This is a genomic window from Marinobacter nauticus (assembly GCF_003634635.1).
Lineage (GTDB): Bacteria > Pseudomonadota > Gammaproteobacteria > Pseudomonadales > Oleiphilaceae > Marinobacter > Marinobacter nauticus.
In genome coordinates, this window is sequence record NZ_RBJB01000002.1 from 850,389 (window position 1) to 872,927 (window position 22,539).

Consider the following 22,539-nt stretch of genomic DNA (forward strand, 5'->3'; position numbering starts at 1 on the left):
GGGCTCAACCCTCGTAGCGGCTGACGATCAGGGTCCCGTTGGTGCCGCCAAAGCCGAACGAATTCGACAACGCGACCTTCACATCGGCATCTCTGGATTTGTGCGCAACAAAGTCCAGATCACAACCTTCATCCGGATGATCAAGGTTGATGGTGGGCGGCAACACCCCGTCCCGGACTGCCAATACCGAGAATATAGCCTCAACGGCACCCGCGGCGCCCAGCAGGTGTCCGGTCATGGATTTGGTGCTGCTCATGGCCAGTTTTTCCGCATGGCTGCCAAACACCGATTTGACTGCAGCCACCTCAGCCACATCGCCAACCTGAGTGGAGGTTCCATGGGCATTGATGTATCCGACCAGATCCGGGCTGATGCCGGCATCGCGGATGGCATTTCGCATGGAGCGCGCCGCGCCCTCACCATCGGCCGGGGGGGCCGTGATGTGATGGGCGTCATCGCTCATACCAAAGCCGATGACTTCGCCGTAAATGGTTGCTCCTCGCGCCCTGGCGTGTTCCAGCTCTTCCAGAACCACAACGCCGGCGCCATCACTGAGTACAAAGCCGTCACGGTCACGATCCCAGGGGCGACTGGCCTTTTCCGGCTCATCATTGCGGGTCGACAGGGCCCGGGCGGAGGAAAATGCCGCCACGCCGCTGCGTGTGGTCGCCATTTCAGAGCCGCCGGCCAGCATGACATCGGCATCGCCGTAGGCGATGGTTCTGGCGGCATAGCCGATATTGTGTGTTCCAGTGGTACAGGCGGTCACGATCGCAATATTCGGCCCCTTGTAGCCGAAACGGATCGCCGCATTACCGGAAATCATATTGATGACGGATGCCGGCACAAAAAACGGCGAAACCTTGCGCGGGCCGGCCTTATCCATCTGAAGAACGTTCTTTTCGATGTATTCCAGGCCACCGATACCTGAACCTATGGCAATCCCTACCCGCTCCTTGTCGAGCTTGCTGTATTGCTCAAGGCCGCTGTCATCTACCGCCTGCTGCGCTGCAATCAGGCCATAGTGAATAAAGGCATCCAGCTTTCGCGCTTCCTTGCTGGACAACCAGGGCTCGATATCAAGATCCTTGACGGCACCGCCAATGCGAGTGGTGTACTCGGACGCGTCAAAGCGGTCAATCAGTCCGATGCCACTGCGTCCGGCACGAATGGCTTCCCAGGAAGACGTCACATCATTCCCCACCGGAGAAAGCATACCCATTCCCGTGATGACAACCCGTCGCTTGCTCATATCCCCAATCACCCGATTGTTCCGTGTCTGATGGTTCACTGCTGGCCAATGTCCGACCAATAAAAAAGCCGTCCTTCAATAAGCCCAAAGGACGGCTTTTGCCTGGCTATCTGATTCGCAGGGTATCAGGTGTGCGCGACAATGTAGTCGATCGCGTCCTGAACGGTGCCCAGCTTTTCGGCCTCTTCGTCAGGAATTTCGGTCTCGAATTCCTCTTCCAGGGCCATAACCAGCTCAACAGTGTCCAGTGAGTCAGCGCCAAGATCCTCTACAAAAGAAGATGTGTTCTGAACTTCGGACTCTTTCACGCCCAACTGCTCACAAACAATCTTCTTAACGCGCTCTTCAACTGTACTCATAATGTCCTCACTTTATGTGTCAACCAAGCAACTCTATGGCTGCCAGTTTAGTTTAAACCCCACCTGCAAACAAGCAGGGATTCTGTCAAACATGTTGTGCGACAAGGGGTTGCACACCAGCCCGGAACGGACTTAACCCATGTACATGCCGCCATTCACATGAATGGTTTCTCCGGTTACGTAAGCGGCGCCGTCCGATGCCAGGAAAGCCACCACAGCGGCAACCTCCTCCGGCGACCCCAGGCGACCAGCCGGTATGATTTCCAGCATAGCCTCACGCTGCTTATCGTCCAGTTTTTTGGTCATGTCTGTGTCAATAAAACCAGGTGCCACGCAGTTCGCCGTGATACCGCGGTTAGACATTTCCTTGGCCAGGCTACGGGTAAAACCCTCAACACCGGCCTTCGCCGCACAGTAATTGCCCTGCCCGGGATTTCCCATACCAGCAACCACTGAGCTGATATTGATGATTCTGCCCCAACGGGCTTTCGCCATACCACGCAATACCGCCTTGCTGGTGCGATAGACGCTGGACAGGTTGGTTTCCAGAACCTCAGACCAGTCATCGTCTTTCAAGCGCATCAGAAGGTTATCACGGGTGATGCCGGCATTATTGACCAGAATCAGGGGCGCACCTGATTGCTCGGCAAGCTGCTTGAGGCCAGCCTCGATGCTCTCGGGCTCTGCCACATTCATAACAATGCCATAGCCACTGAAACCCGCATCTTTCAGGCCATCGGTAATGGCCTGGGCCCCCTCGGCACTGGTCGCGGTACCCACCACTTCGGCTCCCTGCCGGGCAAGTTCATGAGCAATGGCTTTGCCAATGCCTCGACTGGCGCCGGTTACCAATGCAACTTTGCCTTCCAAAGACATAATTCACTCCGTGTAATCAGGACTGACCAAAGGCCTTAAGGGCTTCAGCCAGAGAATCAGGACTCTCGATGCCGTGAACCGGCAGAGAACGATCGATACGTTTGATCAAACCGGCCAGTACCTTGCCGGCGCCACACTCAACAGCCACACCCACCCCTTCGGTAGACAGCCGCTGTACCGAGTTTGTCCACAGCACCGGTGAGTATAGCTGCTTGAGCAGATTAGCTTTCAGCACCTCTGCATCCCTTGCCGGCTCAGCATTGACATTCTGGACAACAGGAATGACAGCATCGTTAAACCGAATATCCTCAAGGGCTTCAGCCAACTGTTCCGCCGCCCCCTTCATGAGCGCACAGTGGGAGGGAACCGAAACCGGCAACGGCATGGCCTTGCGGGCACCTTTGGCTTTGCAGGCTTCAATGGCCCTTTCAACGGCCGCTGCGCTACCGGCAATAACCACCTGGCCCGGCGCGTTAAAATTCACTGCGGCAACCACATCACCTTCAGCAGACTCCTCACACGCCGACACCACATCCGAGTCCTCAAGACCCAGAATGGCCGCCATACGCCCCTGCCCTTCAGGCACGGCATCCTGCATCAGTTCACCGCGCAGCTGAACCAGCTTTACAGCTTCAATAAAATCCAGGCTTTCCGCCGCCACCAGGGCGCTGTATTCACCCAGACTGTGGCCAGCAACAAAATCCGGCCGGGGGCCGTCAGATACACACCACTGCCGCCACAGCGCAACACTTGCGGTCAGCAGAGCAGGCTGAGTAACCATGGTTTTATTGAGCTCTTCGGCGGGGCCATGCTGACAAAGATGCCACAGGTCATAACCAAGAACGTTGGACGCCTCGTCAAACGTTTCGGTGATCATCGGCCACGCTTCAGCGGCAGCAGATAACATGCCGAGTGACTGGGAGCCTTGTCCGGGAAAAACAAACGCTGATTTCATAAGCGGAATCTTATCGTCATTGAAGGGTTACTGAAGATTAGCCAATAGTACAATCAGGGCCAATTATCCGCGAATAAGAGCCGGGATGCGGGACGACTTTAGTCGCGCTCCCGGTAACGAGGAGGGATCATAACATCAGATCATCGAGTCTTTCGTTGATCCTTCGTGGCACTTCCAGCTGAACCTCACGAACGGCCTGCCGGATCGCCGCCAGCATCGCCCGCTCATTGGCGTTGCCGTGACTCTTGATGACCACACCCTGCAACCCGAGCAGACTGGCGCCATTGTGCCTGGAAGGGTCCATCAATTGCAGAAGTCGCCCGATAATCGGCCTGGCCAGCAAGCCCACAAAACGACCGTACATGGAGCGTGTGAATGCCTGCTCCAGCAATTCGATCAACAGGCCGGCAACCCCCTCTCCGGTCTTGAGGGCTATATTGCCCACGAAACCGTCACACACTACAACATCGGCGACATCGCGAAAAAGGTCACTTCCCTCGACATAACCGATGTAGTTGATGGTGTCGCACTGGGCCAGCATGTGTGATGCGAGCCGGACCTGTTCATTACCCTTGATTTCTTCCTCACCGACATTCAGCAGTGCCACCCGTGGCTCGGACTGGCGGCAGATAGCGGATGCCATCAGGGACCCCATCAGGGCGTACTGGTAGAGATTCTCCGCTGTGGAATCGACGTTGGCACCAAGATCCAGGACATGGCAACGGCCACGCAGAGAGGGGATCAGCTTTGCGATGGCAGGACGTTCAATCCCGGGATACATCCGAATGATCGAGCGACCGAATGCCATCAGCGCACCGGTATTTCCGGCACTGACACAGCCCTGCGCTTCTCCGTCCCGCACGAGACTGAGCGCAATGGCCATAGAGGAGTTTTTCTTGTGGCGGAGGGCATGGGAAGGCCGCTCGTTCATACGAACGACGTCGGCAGCCTCAACAATGCGAATACGGGCATGCCCCTCATGCAACAAAGCCTCGAGCTCGCTCCGGATTCCCACCAGAACAAGACTCAAGGCTTCGTTTTCACGCACTGCTTCCAGCGCAGCATGGACGACAACCGCGGCACCGCGATCACCGCTCATAGCATCAATGGCAATGGTGACCGGCGTGTTCACCACTCGTCCATGCGGCACAGGTCAGAAGAAATTCCCGACGAATTACTCGTCGCGAGCCTCAACTACCTGCTTGCCACGGTAGAAACCGTCTGGAGATACGTGATGGCGACGATGAACTTCACCAGTTGTTGCGTCGGTAGACAGAGCAGCAGCACTCAGTGCGTCGTGTGAACGGCGCATGCCACGCTTTGAACGAGTTTTGCGATTTTGCTGTACAGCCATGGTTATGCTCCTGACCTATTTTCGAATACGTTAATGCTTTGTCGTCTTAAGTCCCGCCAGAACACTGAACGGGTTCTCTTTTCTTTGCTCTGTCTCGGGCTCTTCGGTAGCCTCGGGCACTTCGAGCGCTTCAAGATCTTCTTTTGCCGGACACTCTTCCCGCTCGTGGAGCGGAAATGGCGGCAGCACCAGAAGCAACTCGTCTTCCACCATTGCCCAGAGATCGGCGTTGAAATCTTCTACCAGAAATGGCTCCAACGCTTTCGGCAACCGCTGCGCCTGCTCATCACTGATGACCAGACCGAGATCAAAACGGGATTCCAGAGTCACCTGCATGTCACCCATGCAGCGCTGGCATTCCAGAATGACCGGCGCAGACAACTCACCCGACACTATCCGGCGACGCTCCCCATCCCGATAGAAAGACAGCTTTACGCTGCACTCACCATCTTCTGGCAGTCCCGGCACAGCTTCACGAAAACGAGAAAGCCCCCTGAAAGGAATCACCCCTTCAAGCGTTGTGTTCTGCTCTGCCAACTTGTTTGGGTCGACAGATCTGGGCAGTTCGACGATCGGCGCTTTGGACATAGGCGCGCAATTTTAGGGGCGAGACCCGCCTCTGTCAAAGACTTAATCGACTTTCTACCGGGCCTTTCGCCCGGAATAGGGGTATTTTACGATATCAGCCCGAAAGAACCCCCATATCCAACCGACCGGACCTGAAACCCTATGCTTCCTCCCAAGCTGCTATTGGCCTCTTCCTCACCCTACCGAAAGCAATTGCTGGCCCGGCTCGACCTTGCGTTCGACACTGCCAGCCCCGACATCGACGAAACACCCACTCCAGGAGAAGCAGCCGAAGCCCTGGCCGTCCGACTTGCAGAAAGCAAAGCAAAAGCTCTCGCCCCGCGCTTTCAGGACCATATCATCATCGGCTCTGACCAGGTGGCGGCATTACCGGATGGCAGCCTGCTGAGCAAACCCGGCCACTACGACACAGCAAAACAGCAATTGATGCGAAGCAGTGGCAACCGGGTGCGCTTTCTCACCGGTCTGGCCGTTCTGGATACCCGAAGCGGCAACCTTCAAACTCACTGCGAACCGTTTGAGGTGCACTTCAGGGACTTACAGGAAGAGGAAATTGAAGGCTACCTGCAGAAAGAGCAGCCTTACGACTGCGCGGGCAGCTTCAAGATGGAAGGTCTTGGCATCGCCCTGTTCAGCCGCCTTCAGGGCGACGATCCCAACAGCCTGATCGGCCTGCCGCTGATTGCGCTCACCCGTATACTGAGAGAGCTGGGCATCAATCCATTGCTGGACTGATGCCCGAGGCAACTTATCGGAGCTCCAGTCGTGACTCCATCAACCGGGTTGCGACACCTTCACCAACGGCGACCCCCAGCTGATCCACAAACTTCTGAAAAGGAGAGCGGCTGCGACTGTAATCGACAAGCTCCTCTTCGCCCACCAACTGGCGCGCGACCCAGGATGAACTGCCCAGACCATCTACAAGCCCCAGCTCTACCGCCTGCTCACCACTCCAGACCAGACCACTGAACAGCCGGGGATCATCCGCAAGGCGATCGCCCCGCCCCTGCCTGACCGCTTCAATGAACTGCTTATGGGTGTTTTCAAGCACGCCTTGCCAGAACGCAACCTCTTCCTCCTGCTCCGGCGAGAACGGGTCCAGGAAAGCCTTGTTGTCACCTGCGGTATAAAGACGACGATCCACGCCAATCTTTTCCATCGCCTCAGTGAAGCCAAAACCACCGGCCACTACACCAATCGATCCGACCAGACTGGCCCGGTTGGCGTATATCTCATCGGCTGCTGCGGCAATGTAATAAGCGCCCGATGCACCAATATCAGAAATCACCGCGTAGATCTTCTTGTCGGGATATTCCTCCCTCAACCGCTTGATCTCATCATAGACATAGCCGGACTGCACCGGACTGCCACCCGGACTGTTAATCCGCAGCACAACCGCCTTCGAGCTCTCGGCCTCAAACGCGGCACGCAATGCCCCGACCAGGTTATCTGCACTGGCCAGCTCATCAGCAGCAATCGGGCCATTCACCTCTACCAGCGCGGTATGGCTTCCCACTGTGGCCCCGACGCCTTCTCCGAAGGGCGCACGAATCATGAACAGCAGCGCAAACAGATATCCGAACGTGAGCAGCTTGAAGAAAATACCCCAACGACGACTGCGCCGCTGCTCCGCCTGCAAGGACATCACCAGCTTTTCAATCAGACGCCAATCACGCCCCGTCTCCGGCGGCATCGACGGCTTCCTGCTGCCAAACAAGCCACCTCGGGCGCCCCGGGCTTCTGACTCAACGGGCTTGTCGCCCCACTCCGACTGCTTATCCGAATCCCACTCGCTCATTCGTATTCCTTACTTGCAACGTCCTGCTGTTAGCGCAGACCCAACACCTTCCGGAGGTCCGCCACTGAATTCACCACTGCATGAGGATCATAGGTCTCAAGCACATCACGCTTGTGCACCCCCCACTCCACACCGATGGAGGGCATACCAACACGCTGAGCCATCTCCAGATCGTAACGGGTATCGCCAATCATCACAGCCTCTTCCGGTTCATAGCCGTAGAACGCCAGGATTTCCTCCAGCATCAACGGATGCGGCTTGGACCGGGTTTCATCCGCACAGCGCGTGATATCAAAATGCGACCCCAGACCACTGGAGGTCAACGCCAATTCAAGACCCCGCCGACTCTTGCCAGTCGCCACCGAACACCCACGCCCGGAACCCCGGAGATCGGCAACCACATCTGCCATGCCGTCGAACACATTCTGGGGCGTGGTCACCTTCTTGAAGAAGTAACCGGCATAACCTTCACGGATACGAACCATCTCCTCACGACTCAGCCCCGGATACAGCTTCTCCAGCGCCTCAATCATGCCCAGACCAATAATGTCGCGATAGGCCTCTCGCTCCAGCTCTGGATACCCCAGCTCCGTTGCCGCCTGGTGCAGGCTGTCAGCGATATGGTCCACTGAATCAATCAGCGTTCCGTCCCAGTCAAAAATAACGACTTTTACCTTCATCAAGACCGCTTCCCGCTTCGCTTGGTCAATTCTTCGAGCACCCCGGAAAAGGGCCCGTCGTATACTGCTTCCAGCCGCATGGGCTCACCCGAACCCGGAAGCGAAAACTCAAGAGCCCTGGCGTGCAACATCAAGCGCTGCCCACCAATGGCCCGGAAAGCTTTCAGGCTCGCATCATCCATATACTTGTCATCGCCCGCAATCGGATGACCCGCCCAGGCACTGTGTACTCGAATCTGGTGAGTCCTGCCGGTCACCGGCGATGCCTCAACAAGACTATACCCCTGAAATCGCTGCAAACAGGTAAACAAAGTCAGGGAACTCTTGCCCTCCTCACTGACCCGAACCCGACGCTCGCCATTAGGCATCTCAAAACGCAACAGCGGCTCAGCAACACGATCAACATATTCCGGCCAACTGCCGACCACCAGAGCGTGGTAATACTTGCGAATCCGCTTCTGCCGCAGCTCATCCTGCAAAAACCGCAACGCGGAACGCTTTTTAGCCACCATTACCAGACCAGACGTATCGCGATCCAGACGATGAACCAGCTCCAGGAACCTGGCTTCCGGCCGGGCCGACCGCAACACTTCAATCAAACCGAAACTCAGTCCGCTTCCGCCATGAACCGCTATACCGGAGGGCTTGTTCACCACCAGCATTTCATCGTTTTCGAAAACGACCGCAGCCTCCATAACCCCCTGCACCCGACTGCCGGGCTTGGGCTGCTCCGCCCTGGCCTGCTGCACCAGCGGCGGAATTCTGACCACATCCCCCGGATTAAGACGGGTATCAGGCTTTACACGCCCCTTGTTTACCCGCACCTCACCCTTTCTGACAATGCGGTAGACAATGCTTTTGGGCACCCCCCGCAATCGTGCAAGCAGGAAATTATCCACCCGCTGCCCTGCCATATCCTCATCAACGGTAATCCACTGAACCTCTGTCGCCACCTTTCCCTGAACACGATCAGAACCCGCCTTCACAGCAGCCTTTCCAACTTCACGGACCTTCCCACTGGCGGGGCGACGACCCTTTGTCTTACGGGAATCGGGGGAGCGCGACATGTAAACCCTTGCGTTGGTAAATTGCGGCACCGTATGGCCGCCCCTGCATACCGGGACGGACGCAACTGAGGAGTTGCCTGCCCACGCCGTACCTGTTATATTCCGGCGTGCTCTGCCGTTTGTCTACGGCCTGACGAACTCTGGTCAGAAGCCGGAGCGGCAGCAGTATACCGATACTGATTAAGAGTTTGAACGCTGCAAAACCAATCATTAACGGATGCAGCGGGAAACAGACTCCCGGAATCACAGGCCAGACCGAGAAAGGCTGTTACCTGCTCCGGGAGAGGAAAACCGACTGGAAAACCGTCGGGCGACATCGCGAAGAATCATTGCCACGCAAACCCGGGCCGTCCAGCAAACCAATACGACGTGAGACCCAGGGGCTTGTGTGAACCTGAAACGGATATTATGCGTCAACAGACTCTCACCCTATTCGACCTCGACCTGCCCACCGGCAGGCGGGATGTCGGCGGTGGTCTCAGACACCCAGGATTGCACCCCATAAGGGTATGATCCGTCTGGCCGCCGGCCTGCCTGCTGTAAAGGGCCCGCGGCACGCACATCCTGCTTCGCTGATGCGAATCCCCCCGGTTTTCTGTCACCAACAAACGACAGGAACCCTTTCTTTCCATGAAAAGAATGCTGATCAATGCAACTCATCCCGAAGAGTTGCGCGTCGCGCTGGTTGACGGCCAACGGCTGTTCGACCTTGATATCGAATCCAGTACCCGCGAACAGAAAAAGGCCAACATCTACAAGGGGCGCATTACCCGGGTAGAACCCAGCCTTGAAGCGGCTTTCGTTGACTTTGGCGCAGAGCGCCACGGCTTCCTGCCCCTGAAGGAAATCTCCAAAGAGTATTTCAAGAAGTCGCCCGGGCAGATTGAGGGCAAAATCAACATCAAGGATGTTGTCTCCGAAGGCCAGGAAGTCATTGTTCAGGTCGACAAGGAAGAGCGTGGCAACAAGGGCGCTGCCCTAACCACCTTTATCTCCCTGGCTGGCCGCTACCTGGTGCTGATGCCCAACAACCCCCGCGCCGGTGGTATTTCGCGCCGCATTGAAGGCGAAGAACGGACCCAGTTGAAAGAAGCGATGAACGGCGTTCAGGTGCCGAAGTCCATGGGCATTATTGTGCGTACGGCCGGCATTGGCCGCACCACCGAAGAGCTCCAGTGGGACCTCGACTACCTGGTACAGTTCTGGGAAGCCATCACCCAGGCGGCCGGCGAGCGCAAGGCTCCTTTCCTGATCCATCAGGAAAGTAATGTGATCATCCGCGCCGTGCGCGATTACCTCCGCCAGGACATCGGCGAAGTCCTGATCGACGCCGAAAGCGTGTACGAAGACGTTCTGAGCTTCGTTCGTGCGGTCATGCCCACCTTCGAAAACAAGATCAAGCTGTACAAAGACGAGATCCCCCTGTTCAGCCGTTATCAGATCGAAGGCCAGATCGAAACGGCGTTCCAGCGCGAAGTGAAACTGCCCTCCGGCGGCTCGATTGTCATCGACCCAACCGAAGCCCTGGTGTCCATTGACATCAACTCATCACGGGCCACCAAAGGCCAGGACATTGAAGAAACGGCCCTGCAGACCAACCTTGAAGCGGCCGAAGAAATCGCGCGCCAACTGCGCCTGCGGGATATGGGCGGCCTGATCGTTATCGACTTCATCGACATGACGCCAGCCAAACACCAGCGGGAAGTCGAGCAGAAGATGCGTGAAGCGCTGGAACTCGACAGGGCCCGCGTTCAGGTTGGCAAGATCTCTCGTTTCGGCCTGCTGGAAATGTCACGTCAGCGTCTGCGCCCCTCACTGGGCGAGACCCGCAGCGAGGTTTGCCCGCGCTGTGAAGGCCAGGGCACCATCCGGGGTATCGAATCTCTGGCGCTGAGCATCATGCGCCTGATCTACGAAGAATCCTCCAAGGAGAAGACCGCAGAAGTACGAGCCATGGTGCCGGTTTCTGTGGCCACCTTCCTGTTGAACGAAAAACGCAAGCAGCTGGCCGACATTGAAGCCCGCCAGGGCGTAGCGGTTGTGGTCGCACCTGTGCCCAACATGGAAACGCCGCACTTCGAGATTCTGCGCCTGCGTCAGGACGAAACCTCTCCAGAGCATGTCTCCAGCCATCAGGTAGCTCAACAGTACAGCGAGCGCGAGGAAGAGGCAGCCGTAGAAGTTGCAAGTGCCGAGAAACCGGTGCGCGAACAGGCCGCCGTGAAAGCCATCCGTCCCTCTGCGCCAGCCCCAGCACCGACAGCCGCTGCGCCAACGGCTGCTGAGCAGGAAGAAGGCCTGTTCCGCAAACTGGGCAAGAAGATCGCGTGCTTCTTCCGGGGTGAAGAACCGGAGCAGGAAGCCAGCCGCGACACTAACCGGAACCGGAGTGAAGAGCGTCGCAACCAGGCCCGCCAGGATCGCCGCAAATCCCGCGTTGCCCGCGATGACCAACGCACCGGCGGCAACCGCAGCGGCAATGATCGCCGTCAGGGTAGCCAGCAGAACCGTGGCGATGACAACCGCGGCCGCAATCGTGGTGGCCGTGGTGACGATCAGAATCGCGGTGAACGTGGTGGCCAGAACCGTTCCAACCGGGACGACCGCTCTGGCGACAGCAAGGGCAATGACAACCGCCGGGACAACCGCAAGGACTCCCAGGGCCGCGGCCAGAACCGGAACCGTCCCCAGCGTGACCAGAAAGGCCCGCAGGACAACCGGGAACAGCAGGAATCCCAGAAGGGACCTTCCAACGACAAGCAGGGCGGTGACGACAAGCAACGCAAACCACGCCGACAACGTAACCGGGACGGCTCGCCCGCCGAGACTCCGGCATCGACGCCAGCAGAACGCAAAGCGGAACGCAGCGAGAAGCACCAGAAAGATACCCAGCCGGAAAAAGCGGCTGACAAGACAGCTCCTGTGGACGCTAAAGCCAGTGAGTCGCGCGTAGATAAAGCCGAGCAACCGGCCGCAACAACGCCGGAAACCAAAACTGCGCCAGAGAGCCGCAAGCCTGAACAACAGGAAATGGCCGAGAAGCCGGAGACCAAAACCGAACAGGCCGAGCAGAAAGAGGCTCCCTCAGCAGAAGACAAGCCTGAAGCAAAGGATGAGAGCAGCCGCAAAGAGAAGTCTGACGGCCGCAAAGGCCGCAGCTCCGGCCGCCAGCGCAAGCCTCGCTCTGCGGATAGCGCCGAAAAATCCGGTACTACCGAAGACAAGGGTGACAAGGAGAGCTTGCCAGCAGAAGCCGAGCAGAAACAGGCCGCCAAGCCTCAGCGTACCGAGCAGGTCACCGCAACAGAAGCCGAGCAGCCTGCAGAAAAGGCCAGCGCCGAGCCTGCCAAAGCCGAAGACAAAGAACCGGTCAAGGCAGAGGCCAAGGCACCCCGGCAAGCCAAGGCTGACTCACCGAAGGCGTCTGAGCCGGAAACCGGCGCGGCTTCTGATCAGAAGGCTGCCGAGGATAAAGCCGACAAGGCGCCGGAACAGAAAGCCGAGGCCGCTAAAACCGAGCCTGAAGTAGATACGGCGCCCGAGAAGCAGGCCGGATCCAGCAGCGAAAAACCCGCTGACAAACCGGAGCAGCCTGCAGAGCCCGTAAAAGCCGAGCCAGCTCCAGCCAGCGAAAAGCCAGCGGAGCAGAAAGAAGAGACTCAGGAAGCCAGTGCATCGGAAGCTATCCCGGTGACTCCGGGCCGGGCCTATAATGACCCAAGAGAGGTCCGCAAGCGCCAACGCGCGGCCGAAGAAGCCAAAAAGGCAGAAGAGGCCAAGCAGGCCGGGAGCAACTGATCATGCTGAGCAACTCGGACATCGAAGCGCTGGAAGACATTCTGTTCGCCGAACCCTGGGGAGATCATGCCCTGGACTTTTTCGGGTTCCATGGCGTGGTGTGTGCCAGCGTGATCGGGCCGGTCAGCCTGAAGGCGGAAGACCTCTTCCGCCTTGCCACAGGCACAGATCAGTTGCCGGATACCGGCATTCCCGACACGTTTACCCATTGTGTAAATGAGCTTGCACGGGATATGGCCCACGCCCTGGATATGGGCCAGCCACTGGAGCTGCCGGAGCCAGAAGACGGCGACCCGATGAATGCTCTGGAAAACTGGTGTGCGGGCTTCGTCGATACCTTCCTCGAACATGAGGAGGCCTGGCTGCAAGCTGCGGATGAGGATGAAGTAGCTGACCTCATGGTGCCGATGCTGACACTGTCTGGCCTGTTTGAGGACGAGGACTTCCAGAAAGTCCGGAATGACGAGAAGCTGTCAGCCAAGATGGCAGAGGCCATCCCGGACTCGCTGACCGACCTCTACCTGTTGTTCCACGCGCCGGATTGAAGCCTCAGGCTTCAATCGGCTGCCGAAAATGATGCCAGACGGGCTCCAGCCCCTCTGGCATTTTCATTATGCGCCCCAGCTCACACCAGGGAGCTCCCGGGAAGTGAAAATCACTGCCCTGAGAGGCCCAGAGTTTTTCCCGCCGCGCCAGCTCGGCCACAAAACCCAGATCGCCACTGGACTGGCCCGACACTGACACCTCAATGCCCTGCCCTCCGGCACGGCCGAAATCCGCAGTTAATGCCCGTAAACGGGTTGCTGTGAGACGATATTTCCTGGGATGCGCCAGCACAGCAATCCCGCCGGCCGCCACGATCCATTGCACCACCTCCGGCAACTCCGGCCAACACGCCTTTACATCTCCTGGCTTGCCAGTTCCCAGATACCGTTTAAACGCGTGCGCCACCTTGGGCACAACACCGTCTTCCACCAGAACTTCGGCAAAATGCGGGCGCCCGGGCACGTCCCCTCCGGCCACTTTCGTCGCCCGCTCAAGAAGCTGGTCGACGTTCAGGCGGCTTAGCCTGTCGGCGATCATACGCGCCCGCTGCCAGCGGTTCTCGTTCTGGCGCTCAAGTGCGGCGAGAAACGCGGGATCACGTTCGTCAAAATCGAGCCCAACCACATGAATGGTATGACTGCGCCAGACACAGGAAAGCTCCACACCGTTAATCAGGGAGAGGCCGGAACCTGATGCCGCACTTCTCGCCACTTCAAGGCCAGCGATGGTGTCGTGATCGGTCAATGCCAGATGGCTAACCCCTTGCTCAACAGCTCTGGCTACCAGAGCCTCGGGAGACAGCGCGCCATCGGATGCCGTGCTATGGCAATGCAGATCAATGCACGTTCTGGAGTCTTGGGGTATAGTCACGAACATTCCTGAATAACGAAACGGGCACCAGTGTAGCAGCCTTCAGGCAGTGCCCCTAACCTCAGCTGATCGCAGATCGGAGAACTCATGTATTACGCCATCATCAGCGAAGACATTGCCAACAGCCTGCCCTTGCGCAAAGAAGCCCGACCCGCGCACCTGGCCCGGCTGGAACAGCTCAAGGCCGAAGGTCGGTTACTGGTAGCCGGCCCCCATCCCGCCATTGATTCGCCCGATCCTGGAGAAGCAGGCTTCAGTGGTAGCCTGGTCATCGCCGAGTTTGAATCGCTGGAGAAGGCTCAGGCCTGGGCCGATGCAGATCCCTACGTCGATGCCGGCGTGTATGAAAAGGTAATCGTCAAACCCTACAAGGTGGTGCTGCCCTGAACGCAGCCGCCGCCAGCATGAGCGGATTGTAACGCTGAGGTGCTTGAATAGCGGCCACCTTGTGACAGAATTGCGGGTTTAAATCATCAGTAATAACACTATCAGGGAACGTACTCCGTGACACCGCTCCGCCTCCTTTTCAGCCTTGTGCTTATTGTCAGCTCCGTTTCCGTTGCGCAGGCGCGCACCGTCTGGGTCGATGATCAGCTTTACCTGCCTGTGCGCTCGGGCGCTGGCAGCCAGTACCGGATCATCGAAAACGCGGTTCCCAGCGGAACGCCACTGGAAGTTCTCGAGACCGGTGAGAGCTATACCCGCGTACGCACCCCGAAAGGCACCGAAGGCTGGGTATCGAGCCAATACCTGAGCAATGAACCCATCGCCGCAGACCAACTACGAAGAGTCAGCCAGCAGCTGGATGCGGCACGGGCCGAGCTGACCGAAACACGGCAGCAACTGGCAACCGTTACCGAAGAACGAAATTCTCTGCAGAATGCCGAGAATAATCTTTCCAATCGGGCTGAAGACCTGCAAACTGAACTACAACGCATCAAGAATATTGCCGCTGACTCCATCAATCTTGAGCGTCGTAACCGTGAATTGCGCGAAGAAAACCAGAAACTGCGGAATGATCTGGAAGTACTGACAGCGGAAAACGAGCGTCTTGAGGCCAGCAAGGAATCTGATTTCATGCTTCTGGGCGCGGGCCTCGTGTTTGGCGGCGTACTGCTGGCCCTGATCATTCCCATGCTCAAACCGACAAGAAAAACCGACAACTGGGCGTAAAGGTGATGAAAGATTACTCTGAGAAGCGCGACTTCCATCGTATGCAGGTGAACAGCACCATCACGATTATCGGCAACGATGGTGAAACCCACACCGGTACCTGCCGGGATCTCAGTGCCGCCGGTATGCAAGTAGCAGTGGAACGACCGTTCAGGATTGGCGAAGAGCTGAGGACCCGAATGGAGTCCGCTGGGGATCAGTTCCCGCCCCTGGAGACGCTCGGTGAGGTGGTGCGTTGCGAGCCGGATGGTGATGGTTATCTGCTCGGAATCAACATCATAGAAGTGACCCAATAAAAAACGGCGGCCCAAAGGCCGCCGTTTTTGTCTGTGCCGAGGCCGCGGCTTAAACCAGCGGCTTCTCTGAGACGATGATGCCGTTGTTATCGGCATACACATACTGCCCGGGCTTGAACGTCACACCGTGGAATGTCACCGGGATATTCAGATCACCGATACCACGCTTTTCGGTCTTGCGCGGTACGGTACCCAGGGCCTGAACGCCCAGAGTAGTCTGTCCAATCTCATCTACATCACGGATGCAGCCATAGATGATCAGGCCAGCCCAGCCGTTTTCCGCGGCTTTCTCGGCCAGCATATCACCCAGCAGTGCATTGCGCTTGGACGCGCCACCGTCAACCACCATCACGCGGCCGTTACCGGGCAGCCCAACCTGCTCTTTAACCACTGAGTTGTCTTCAAAGCACTTCACGGTCACGATCTCACCGCCGAACTGGCGCACGCCACCGTAATTGTTGAAGCCAGGTTCGACCACCTGCACTTCCGGAAATTCGTCACACAGATCCGGAGTAATAATCTTGCTCACGTTGTCGCTCTCCTTTTCCCATTCCCAAGTGTTGGTGATCAGTCGATCTTCTCGTCGGCCAGGAAGAACCAGGTATCGAGTACCGAATCCGGGTTCAGAGACACAGTATCAATGCCCTCATCCATCAGCCACTTGGCCAGATCCGGATGATCTGACGGGCCCTGACCACAGATGCCGATATACTTACCGGTTTTCTTGCAGGCCTGGATAGCGTTGGACAAGAGCGCCTTCACCGCATCGTTACGCTCATCGAACAGGTGGGCAATGATACCGGAATCCCGGTCAAGACCGAGCGTCAGCTGAGTCAGATCGTTGGAACCGATGGAGAAGCCATCAAAGTGCTCCAGGAACTGCTCCGCCAGAATGGCATTGGCCGGCAGTTCACACATCATGATGACCCGCAGGCCGTTCTCACCGCGCTTCAGGCCGTTTTCCGCCAGCAGGTTCACCACCTGTTCGGCTTCGCCGACAGTCCGTACGAACGGCACCATCACTTCAACGTTGGTCAGGCCCATTTCATTACGGACCTTCTTCAGAGCCCGACACTCAAGCTCGAAACAGTCGCGGAAGGTATCGGAGATATAGCGCGATGCACCACGGAAGCCCAGCATCGGGTTTTCTTCGTCCGGCTCGTACAGGGTGCCACCAATCAGATTGGCGTACTCATTGGATTTGAAGTCGGACAAACGCACAATCACTTTCTTCGGAGCGAACGCCGCTGCCAGGGTGGAAATACCTTCCACCAGCTTGTCCACGTAGAAATCCACCGGTGAGGCATAGCCGGAAATGCGCTTTTCCACGGTCTGTTTGATGTCACGGGGCAGGCCATCGAAGTTCAACAGCGCTTTCGGGTGCACGCCGATCATCCGGTTAATGATGAACTCAAGGCGGGCCAGACCCACACCTTCATTGGGCAGCGCCTGGAAGTCAAAGGCGCGGTCCGGGTTACCCACGTTCATCATGATCTTGAACGGAATGTTGGGCATGGAGTCCACGGTATTCTCACGCAGCTCGAAGTCCAGAGCACCCTCGTAGATCATACCGGTGTCACCTTCGGCGCAGGAGACGGTCACGTCCTGACCATCCTTGAGCACCTCGGTGGCATCGCCACAGCCCACAACCGCCGGAATACCCAACTCCCGGGCAATAATGGCGGCGTGGCAGGTACGGCCGCCACGGTCGGTAACAATGGCCGAAGCCCGCTTCATCACCGGCTCCCAGTCCGGGTCGGTCATATCGGTGACGAGCACGTCGCCGGCCTGTACCCGGTCCATTTCGTTAATGCTGGTGATGATCTTCACCGGGCCACTGCCGATCTTGTGGCCGATACTGCGACCTTCCACCAGTACTTTGCCGGTTTCCTTCAGCAGGTAACGTTCCATCACATTGGCAGCTGCACGACTCTTGACCGTTTCCGGCCGGGCCTGAACGATGTAGATCTTGCCGTCATCACCATCTTTGGCCCACTCAATGTCCATCGGGCGCTGGTAATGCTTTTCAATAATCATGGCCTGCTTGGCCAGTTCTTCCACTTCCGCATCGGTGATGGAAAAACGATTACGGTCTTCCTGCTCTACCTTCACGGTTTCAACAAACTTACCTTCACCCGGTTCGGAATGGTAAACCATCTTGATGGCCTTGCTGCCGAGGTTACGGCGCAATACCGACGGACGTCCGGCTTCCAGGGTCGGCTTGTGTACGTAGAATTCGTCAGGGTTCACGGCACCCTGCACCACGGTTTCACCGAGGCCGTATGAGGAGGTAATAAACACAACATCGCGGAAACCGGACTCGGTATCCAGGGTGAACATAACACCGCTGGAAGCGGTTTCACTGCGAACCATCTTCTGGATACCGGCAGACAACGCTACCAGCTTGTGATCAAAACCATGGTGCACGCGATAGGAGATCGCCCGGTCATTGAACAGCGAGGCAAACACCTCTTTCACCGAGGTACGAACCTGCTCCAGGCCCACCACGTTCAGGAAGGTTTCCTGCTGGCCGGCGAAAGAGGCATCAGGAAGGTCCTCCGCGGTGGCGGAGGAACGCACCGCGACAGCCATCTGGTCATTACCGGCCTGAAGCTTGGCATAGGCTTCTTTCAAGGCGTTATCCAGCACTTCCGGAAACGCGGTGTCGATTACCCACTGGCGAATCTGGGAGCCAACCCGCGCCAGTTCGTTAACGTCGTTGACATCCAGGGCATCCAGGGCTTCGTCAATGCGGTCTTTCAGGCCGTCGGTGGCCAGGAATTCACGGTAAGCATGAGCAGTGGTAGCGAAACCGCCAGGGACGGTAACACCAGCATTGGCGAGATTACTGATCATTTCACCGAGGGAAGCATTCTTGCCTCCAACCCGGTCTACGTCGGACATTCCCAGGTGGTCAAACCAGATAATGTAATCTTCCAAAGCGTGTCTCCCTTGAGTCTGTGTAGCGCGGAGTCTCGAATCTGGCGTGTATGATACTGTAAGCTGCGGAAATTACCTAGGGAGGCAACCAAAGACTCCCGGGAACAAGTTCAAACCAGACCGGATACGACCATGAAAAGAACGGCGTTTTTTATCTCTGATGGCACTGGCCTTACGGCAGAAGCGCTCGGCCATGCCCTTTTGGCGCAGTTTGAAAAAATCGAGTTTGAGCGGGTTACCGTGCCCTATATCGACGATGAGGAGAAGGCCCGGGATCTTGTCAGCCGCATCAACAAAGCGTCGGAAATCGATGGGGAACGGCCGCTGGTATTCGACACCATCGTTAATGGCGGCATCAGGGAAATTATCAGCCGGGCAGACGGCTTTATGGTAGATATCTTCGGAACCTTCCTGAACCCTCTGGAGCAGGAACTCAACTCGTCGTCCTCCTACTCCGTAGGCAAATCCCACTCCATCAATAACGCGGGCAGCTACGAGCGCCGGATCCACGCAGTCAACTTCGCGCTGGACAATGACGACGGTGCCCGCACCCGGCATTACGATGAGGCCGACCTGATTCTGATCGGGGCATCCCGGAGCGGTAAAACGCCCACCTGCCTGTACCTGGCCCTGCAGTACGGCATCAAGGCCGCCAACTATCCGATTACCGAAGAAGATCTGGACGACCAGAAGATGCCCGCCGCGCTCCGGCCCCATAAGGAAAAACTGTTTGGCCTGACCATCGAACCGGAACGCCTTGCCACCATTCGTAACGAGCGCCGACCGAACTCCCGCTACTCATCGCTGCAGCAATGCATGCATGAGATTGAAGAAATCGAATTAATGTACAAGCGGGAGCGGATTCCCTATCTGAATACTACGGCGTATTCCGTTGAGGAAATCTCGACCAGAATCATGGTGACAACGGGCCTGAAGCGGCACCGCTGAGGCAGGAAACCCGGCAGAGAGCCAATGGCCCTCTGCCGGTCAGATCAAAGTTCCTGAATGTCCATGCCAAGCCCTTCCACAACCGCACGGTTGTCGGGGCTTGTCACGACGGCCACATTGGCCTTTTCAGGCGCAAGCCAGGTCTTGGCCACGCGCTGAAGCTCGTCCAGAGTGACACCAAGAACCCTCTCACGGAAACGTGCGCGCTGCTCCGGCGTACGCCCGAACAGCCTGTTGTGGTAAGCATGGCGAGCCGCTCCGGCTGGCGAGCGGGGGCGGTCGAGTTGGCCGATCACACCCAGGATAGCCTCTTCCAGAGCCTGGTGCTCATGCGCTTCGCTGTATAACCAGTTCAGCGCTGCATCGAAGTCATCCAGGGTTTCCGCAAGGCGGGGATCGCGATAGGAAAAGAACCGGAAAACACCATTCACGCTGTCCTGGCCGGCGCCACCACCGTAGGCCCCGCCTTTTTCACGGATGGCCCGGTGCAGATAACCATTCCGGAGAAAGCCTCCCAGTACCGTCAGCGCAGCCGCATCGGGATGATCCACCGCAACCGACGGGTAGGCTTTGGCACAGAAATTGACCTGGGTAGATGTCAGCCAGGCCTCCCGGGTGTTGTAGCTGACCGGCTCCATGGACCAGTTACCCTCACCCTCTGCAGACACTCCGCTCCAGCAAGTGCCCAACTCATCCAGCATGGGCGACAACTGGTCGTTCTCACCAATCAGCAGGAACTGGCGGTTCTGGCTGCGAATACGGTTGTGCAGCGCGGCCAGCTTGCCACAGAAATCGGCCAGGCCGGCTTCATCTTTGAGCTGCTGATCAAGCTCCTTAGTACCACGAATTCCAGCCAGACCACCCAGACGGTACGACAACCAGGCACCGGAACTGACGCCCTGAGCCGCTGCGCCCATGGCCAGGGCATGCCCGCTGCCCGTCACCGCCTGCTCACGGCGAGCCCTGATCTGGGCAATGATCTCACGAACACGCTCTTTTTCGTCAAAACGGGCCCCGGTGTAGACATCCTTCAGCAGGCGGGTCAGCGCTTTGCTGTTGCGGCTCAGCGCCTTGCCACTGAAAATCAGATAGCCGGTCATGGCCTGAACATCATCAATCTGCCCCTTGGCAGTAAAAGAAGCGCCGATGCCGCCAGATTCCGCAGAAATACGATCCTGCATTTGCAAGTAATCCAGCTCTCCACACCCCACTTCGGAAATCAGAGTGGTGTAATAAGGCAACAGCAACAGTTCGTCTTTGCTCAGAGCCGGCAGCGGTAGCACCACCTGCTGATACACCAGGCCATTAGTGCCTCGGGAATAAACGGTCGCACCGGTTTCGGCATCGTACCGTCCCTCCGGCTCCGGCATCTGCAGCGGCACATCATCCAGCCCAACCTTGGGCAGTATGGAATCATCATCCTTGCGCATCTGGCGCTCTTCCAGTGCTTGGGCACGCTGCACAATATGGCTGATATCATCGTCGGACAGCTCCGCCTTGCGCCGGGCAAGGGCTTCCTTGATGGCCTGCTGACGACGGCCTTCGAGTTTTTCATCCGGGCGCAAGGTCAGGGTTACCCGGTGCGGGTTCTCCAGCAACTTGCGCCGGATCAGCCCGGGCACATACTCGGGATCCTTGATCTTTTCCCTCAATGTCGCCAATACCGGCTCGAGATCCAGCAGTTCCACCGGATCACCACCATGAACCATGGGGGCAATCGCGCTCATGATCAGTTGCAAGCCGTAGGGGAACTGGTCTCCGGCAATCTCCCGCTGGTGCAGTTCCAACTGATGCAGGATGGCCTCGAGGCGCTCCTGGCTGACACCGTCATCCACCACCTTCTGCAGCGTAGACTCAATCAGCTGTTCCAGATCCGCCCTGCGCTCCGGCTCGCTGCCCTCAATACCGCAAACGAAGGTCATTTCCCGGTTGGAATCCTCCAGCCCGCACATGGGAGACGGCGCATGGCCCAGGTCTGTGGTTTCCAGCGCCCGCATCAACGGCGATGCGCTGTTTTCCAGCAAGACGGCAGACAATAACTGGCCTTCAAGATTTTCCTGCAGGTCGAAGCTGTGGCCCAGCAACCACCCCATCACAATGTGGGTCTTGTTGTCGGTGCTCTCACCTTCATTTACCGCATAGCCCTGCTCTACCCGGACCGGCGCGAACATGCGCTTCTCGTCTTTCACCGGCAGTTCAATATCCAGCCGATCGAACCGTTTCAGCGCCAGCTCTTCAAACTTCTCGTGGTGTTCCCGGGCCGGGATATTGCCGTAGGTCGCAAAAATCGCATTGCTCGGGTGGTAGTGGTGGCGATAGAACCTCACCAGGTCGTCATAACTCAGATCGACAATATGGTCCGGCTCGCCGCCGCTGTTGTAGTGATAAGTCGTGGTCGGGAACAGATGGCTGGTCAGGTTCTGCCAGAGCTGGGAGGTAGGTGCGCTCATCGCCCCTTTCATCTCGTTGTAGACCACACCCCGGTAGACCAGGTCGCTGGATGGGTCATCCGGCTTGTCAAATTCCAGGCGATGACCTTCCTGTGCAAAATCCAGCGGGTCCAGCTTGGAGAAGAACACGGAATCCAGGTACACCGACAGCAGATTATCGAAGTCCTTGCGGTTCATGCTGGCAAAGGGATAAGCAGTCCAGTCGCTGCTGGTGAACGCGTTCATGAAAGTGTTCAGGGAGCGGCGAATCATCATGAAGAACGGATCACGCACCGGGTAACGCTCACTGCCGCACAGGGCGGTATGCTCCAGGATGTGGGCGACACCGGTCGAATCCATCGGGAACGTGCGCAAAGCAACGAAGAATACGTTCTCGTCGTTATCCGCCGCCAGGTGAAGATGGCGTGCACCGGTCTTTTTATGGCGATACTCCTCAACCTCAAGGTTCAGGGTGCCGATCCGGTGACTGCGAAGTTTCTCAAAAGCCGGATGGATTGCGTTGTCAGTCACTGCAGCCATTAAAAAATCCTGTGTATAGAACAATTGGAGAATTACAGGGTAACACGTAGTATCGGATATCATGCACGGA

Annotated in this window: 21 protein-coding genes; 7 read left to right on the top strand and 14 right to left on the bottom strand. The window is 57.4% G+C overall.

Annotation, left to right across the window (positions count from 1 at the left end):
- Positions 1-4 precede the first annotated feature (4 nt).
- From fabF to C7436_RS04190, 7 genes are all read right to left on the bottom strand, one after another.
- Complete coding sequence (fabF, locus tag C7436_RS04160; RefSeq protein ID WP_011785341.1) at positions 5-1,252, bottom strand: beta-ketoacyl-ACP synthase II; 1,248 nt, start codon at positions 1,250-1,252, stop codon at positions 5-7.
- 125 nt (positions 1,253-1,377) lie between these two features.
- Positions 1,378-1,611, bottom strand: a complete 234-nt coding sequence (gene acpP, locus C7436_RS04165; protein WP_008938713.1) for an acyl carrier protein — start codon at positions 1,609-1,611, stop codon at positions 1,378-1,380.
- A gap of 132 nt (positions 1,612-1,743) precedes the next feature.
- Positions 1,744-2,487 carry a 3-oxoacyl-ACP reductase FabG gene (gene fabG, locus C7436_RS04170; RefSeq protein WP_121206805.1) on the bottom strand — a complete coding sequence of 248 codons (744 nt, stop codon included), beginning with the start codon at positions 2,485-2,487 and terminating at the stop codon, positions 1,744-1,746.
- Positions 2,488-2,503: 16 nt separating this feature from the next.
- Positions 2,504-3,442, bottom strand: coding sequence for an ACP S-malonyltransferase (gene fabD, locus C7436_RS04175; RefSeq protein WP_014421135.1), 939 nt, complete (start codon positions 3,440-3,442; stop codon positions 2,504-2,506).
- Between the two features lie 127 nt (positions 3,443-3,569).
- Positions 3,570-4,574: a phosphate acyltransferase PlsX gene (gene plsX, locus C7436_RS04180; RefSeq protein ID WP_014421134.1), complete on the bottom strand. Its 1,005-nt coding sequence runs from the start codon at positions 4,572-4,574 to the stop codon at positions 3,570-3,572.
- Positions 4,575-4,616: 42 nt separating this feature from the next.
- Positions 4,617-4,796, bottom strand: a complete 180-nt coding sequence (gene rpmF, locus C7436_RS04185) for a 50S ribosomal protein L32 (protein ID WP_011785345.1) — start codon at positions 4,794-4,796, stop codon at positions 4,617-4,619.
- Positions 4,797-4,826: 30 nt separating this feature from the next.
- Positions 4,827-5,384 carry a YceD family protein gene (locus C7436_RS04190; protein WP_121206806.1) on the bottom strand — a complete coding sequence of 186 codons (558 nt, stop codon included), beginning with the start codon at positions 5,382-5,384 and terminating at the stop codon, positions 4,827-4,829.
- A 141-nt stretch (positions 5,385-5,525) separates the two neighbouring features.
- Here C7436_RS04190 and C7436_RS04195 point away from each other — a divergent pair, with 141 nt between their 5' ends.
- Entirely contained in the window at positions 5,526-6,119 is a 594-nt protein-coding gene (locus tag C7436_RS04195) for a Maf family protein (RefSeq protein ID WP_121206807.1), read from the top strand.
- Positions 6,120-6,132: 13 nt separating this feature from the next.
- On the opposite strand, the gene C7436_RS04200 is transcribed toward C7436_RS04195, so the two are convergent.
- From C7436_RS04200 to rluC, 3 genes are read right to left on the bottom strand one after another with little or no spacing between them, the layout of a single operon-like run.
- On the bottom strand, positions 6,133-7,182 hold the full coding sequence (locus tag C7436_RS04200) for a S49 family peptidase (RefSeq protein ID WP_121206808.1): 1,050 nt from the start codon (positions 7,180-7,182) through the stop codon (positions 6,133-6,135).
- A 29-nt stretch (positions 7,183-7,211) separates the two neighbouring features.
- Positions 7,212-7,862 carry an HAD family hydrolase gene (locus C7436_RS04205; protein WP_121206809.1) on the bottom strand — a complete coding sequence of 217 codons (651 nt, stop codon included), beginning with the start codon at positions 7,860-7,862 and terminating at the stop codon, positions 7,212-7,214.
- A complete protein-coding gene (gene rluC / locus C7436_RS04210) occupies positions 7,862-8,929 on the bottom strand; it encodes a 23S rRNA pseudouridine(955/2504/2580) synthase RluC (RefSeq protein ID WP_121206810.1) in 1,068 nt (355 codons plus the stop codon). The genes C7436_RS04205 and rluC overlap by 1 nt, the downstream gene beginning before the upstream one ends.
- A 630-nt stretch (positions 8,930-9,559) precedes the next feature.
- Here rluC and rne point away from each other — a divergent pair.
- A complete protein-coding gene (rne, locus tag C7436_RS04215) occupies positions 9,560-12,727 on the top strand; it encodes a ribonuclease E (protein WP_121206811.1) in 3,168 nt (1,055 codons plus the stop codon).
- A gap of 2 nt (positions 12,728-12,729) precedes the next feature.
- Positions 12,730-13,272: a YecA/YgfB family protein gene (locus C7436_RS04220; protein WP_014421126.1), complete on the top strand. Its 543-nt coding sequence runs from the start codon at positions 12,730-12,732 to the stop codon at positions 13,270-13,272.
- Between the two features lie 4 nt (positions 13,273-13,276).
- On the opposite strand, the gene C7436_RS04225 is transcribed toward C7436_RS04220, so the two are convergent.
- Positions 13,277-14,143 (bottom strand): PHP domain-containing protein, encoded by an 867-nt coding sequence (locus tag C7436_RS04225; protein ID WP_011785353.1) that lies wholly within the window; start codon positions 14,141-14,143, stop codon positions 13,277-13,279.
- Positions 14,144-14,230: 87 nt separating this feature from the next.
- Here C7436_RS04225 and C7436_RS04230 point away from each other — a divergent pair, with 87 nt between their 5' ends.
- The 3 genes from C7436_RS04230 to C7436_RS04240 all read left to right on the top strand — a co-directional run bounded on the left by C7436_RS04230 (position 14,231) and on the right by C7436_RS04240 (position 15,612).
- Complete coding sequence (locus C7436_RS04230; RefSeq protein WP_011785354.1) at positions 14,231-14,530, top strand: YciI family protein; 300 nt, start codon at positions 14,231-14,233, stop codon at positions 14,528-14,530.
- 117 nt (positions 14,531-14,647) lie between these two features.
- Positions 14,648-15,316, top strand: coding sequence for a TIGR04211 family SH3 domain-containing protein (locus tag C7436_RS04235; RefSeq protein ID WP_011785355.1), 669 nt, complete (start codon positions 14,648-14,650; stop codon positions 15,314-15,316).
- A gap of 5 nt (positions 15,317-15,321) precedes the next feature.
- Positions 15,322-15,612 (top strand): PilZ domain-containing protein, encoded by a 291-nt coding sequence (locus C7436_RS04240; RefSeq protein WP_011785356.1) that lies wholly within the window; start codon positions 15,322-15,324, stop codon positions 15,610-15,612.
- 49 nt (positions 15,613-15,661) lie between these two features.
- Here C7436_RS04240 and rraA read toward each other — a convergent pair whose 3' ends face one another.
- Together rraA and ppsA are read right to left on the bottom strand one after the other, a co-directional pair.
- Positions 15,662-16,141 (bottom strand): ribonuclease E activity regulator RraA, encoded by a 480-nt coding sequence (gene rraA / locus C7436_RS04245; RefSeq protein WP_011785357.1) that lies wholly within the window; start codon positions 16,139-16,141, stop codon positions 15,662-15,664.
- Between the two features lie 38 nt (positions 16,142-16,179).
- Positions 16,180-18,552 carry a phosphoenolpyruvate synthase gene (gene ppsA, locus C7436_RS04250; protein ID WP_014421120.1) on the bottom strand — a complete coding sequence of 791 codons (2,373 nt, stop codon included), beginning with the start codon at positions 18,550-18,552 and terminating at the stop codon, positions 16,180-16,182.
- A 132-nt stretch (positions 18,553-18,684) separates the two neighbouring features.
- On the opposite strand from ppsA, the gene ppsR reads away from it, so the two are divergent.
- Positions 18,685-19,500: a posphoenolpyruvate synthetase regulatory kinase/phosphorylase PpsR gene (gene ppsR, locus C7436_RS04255; RefSeq protein WP_011785359.1), complete on the top strand. Its 816-nt coding sequence runs from the start codon at positions 18,685-18,687 to the stop codon at positions 19,498-19,500.
- Positions 19,501-19,544: 44 nt separating this feature from the next.
- Here ppsR and C7436_RS04260 read toward each other — a convergent pair whose 3' ends face one another.
- Positions 19,545-22,469, bottom strand: a complete 2,925-nt coding sequence (locus C7436_RS04260) for an insulinase family protein (RefSeq protein WP_121206812.1) — start codon at positions 22,467-22,469, stop codon at positions 19,545-19,547.
- Positions 22,470-22,539: the final 70 nt, after the last annotated feature.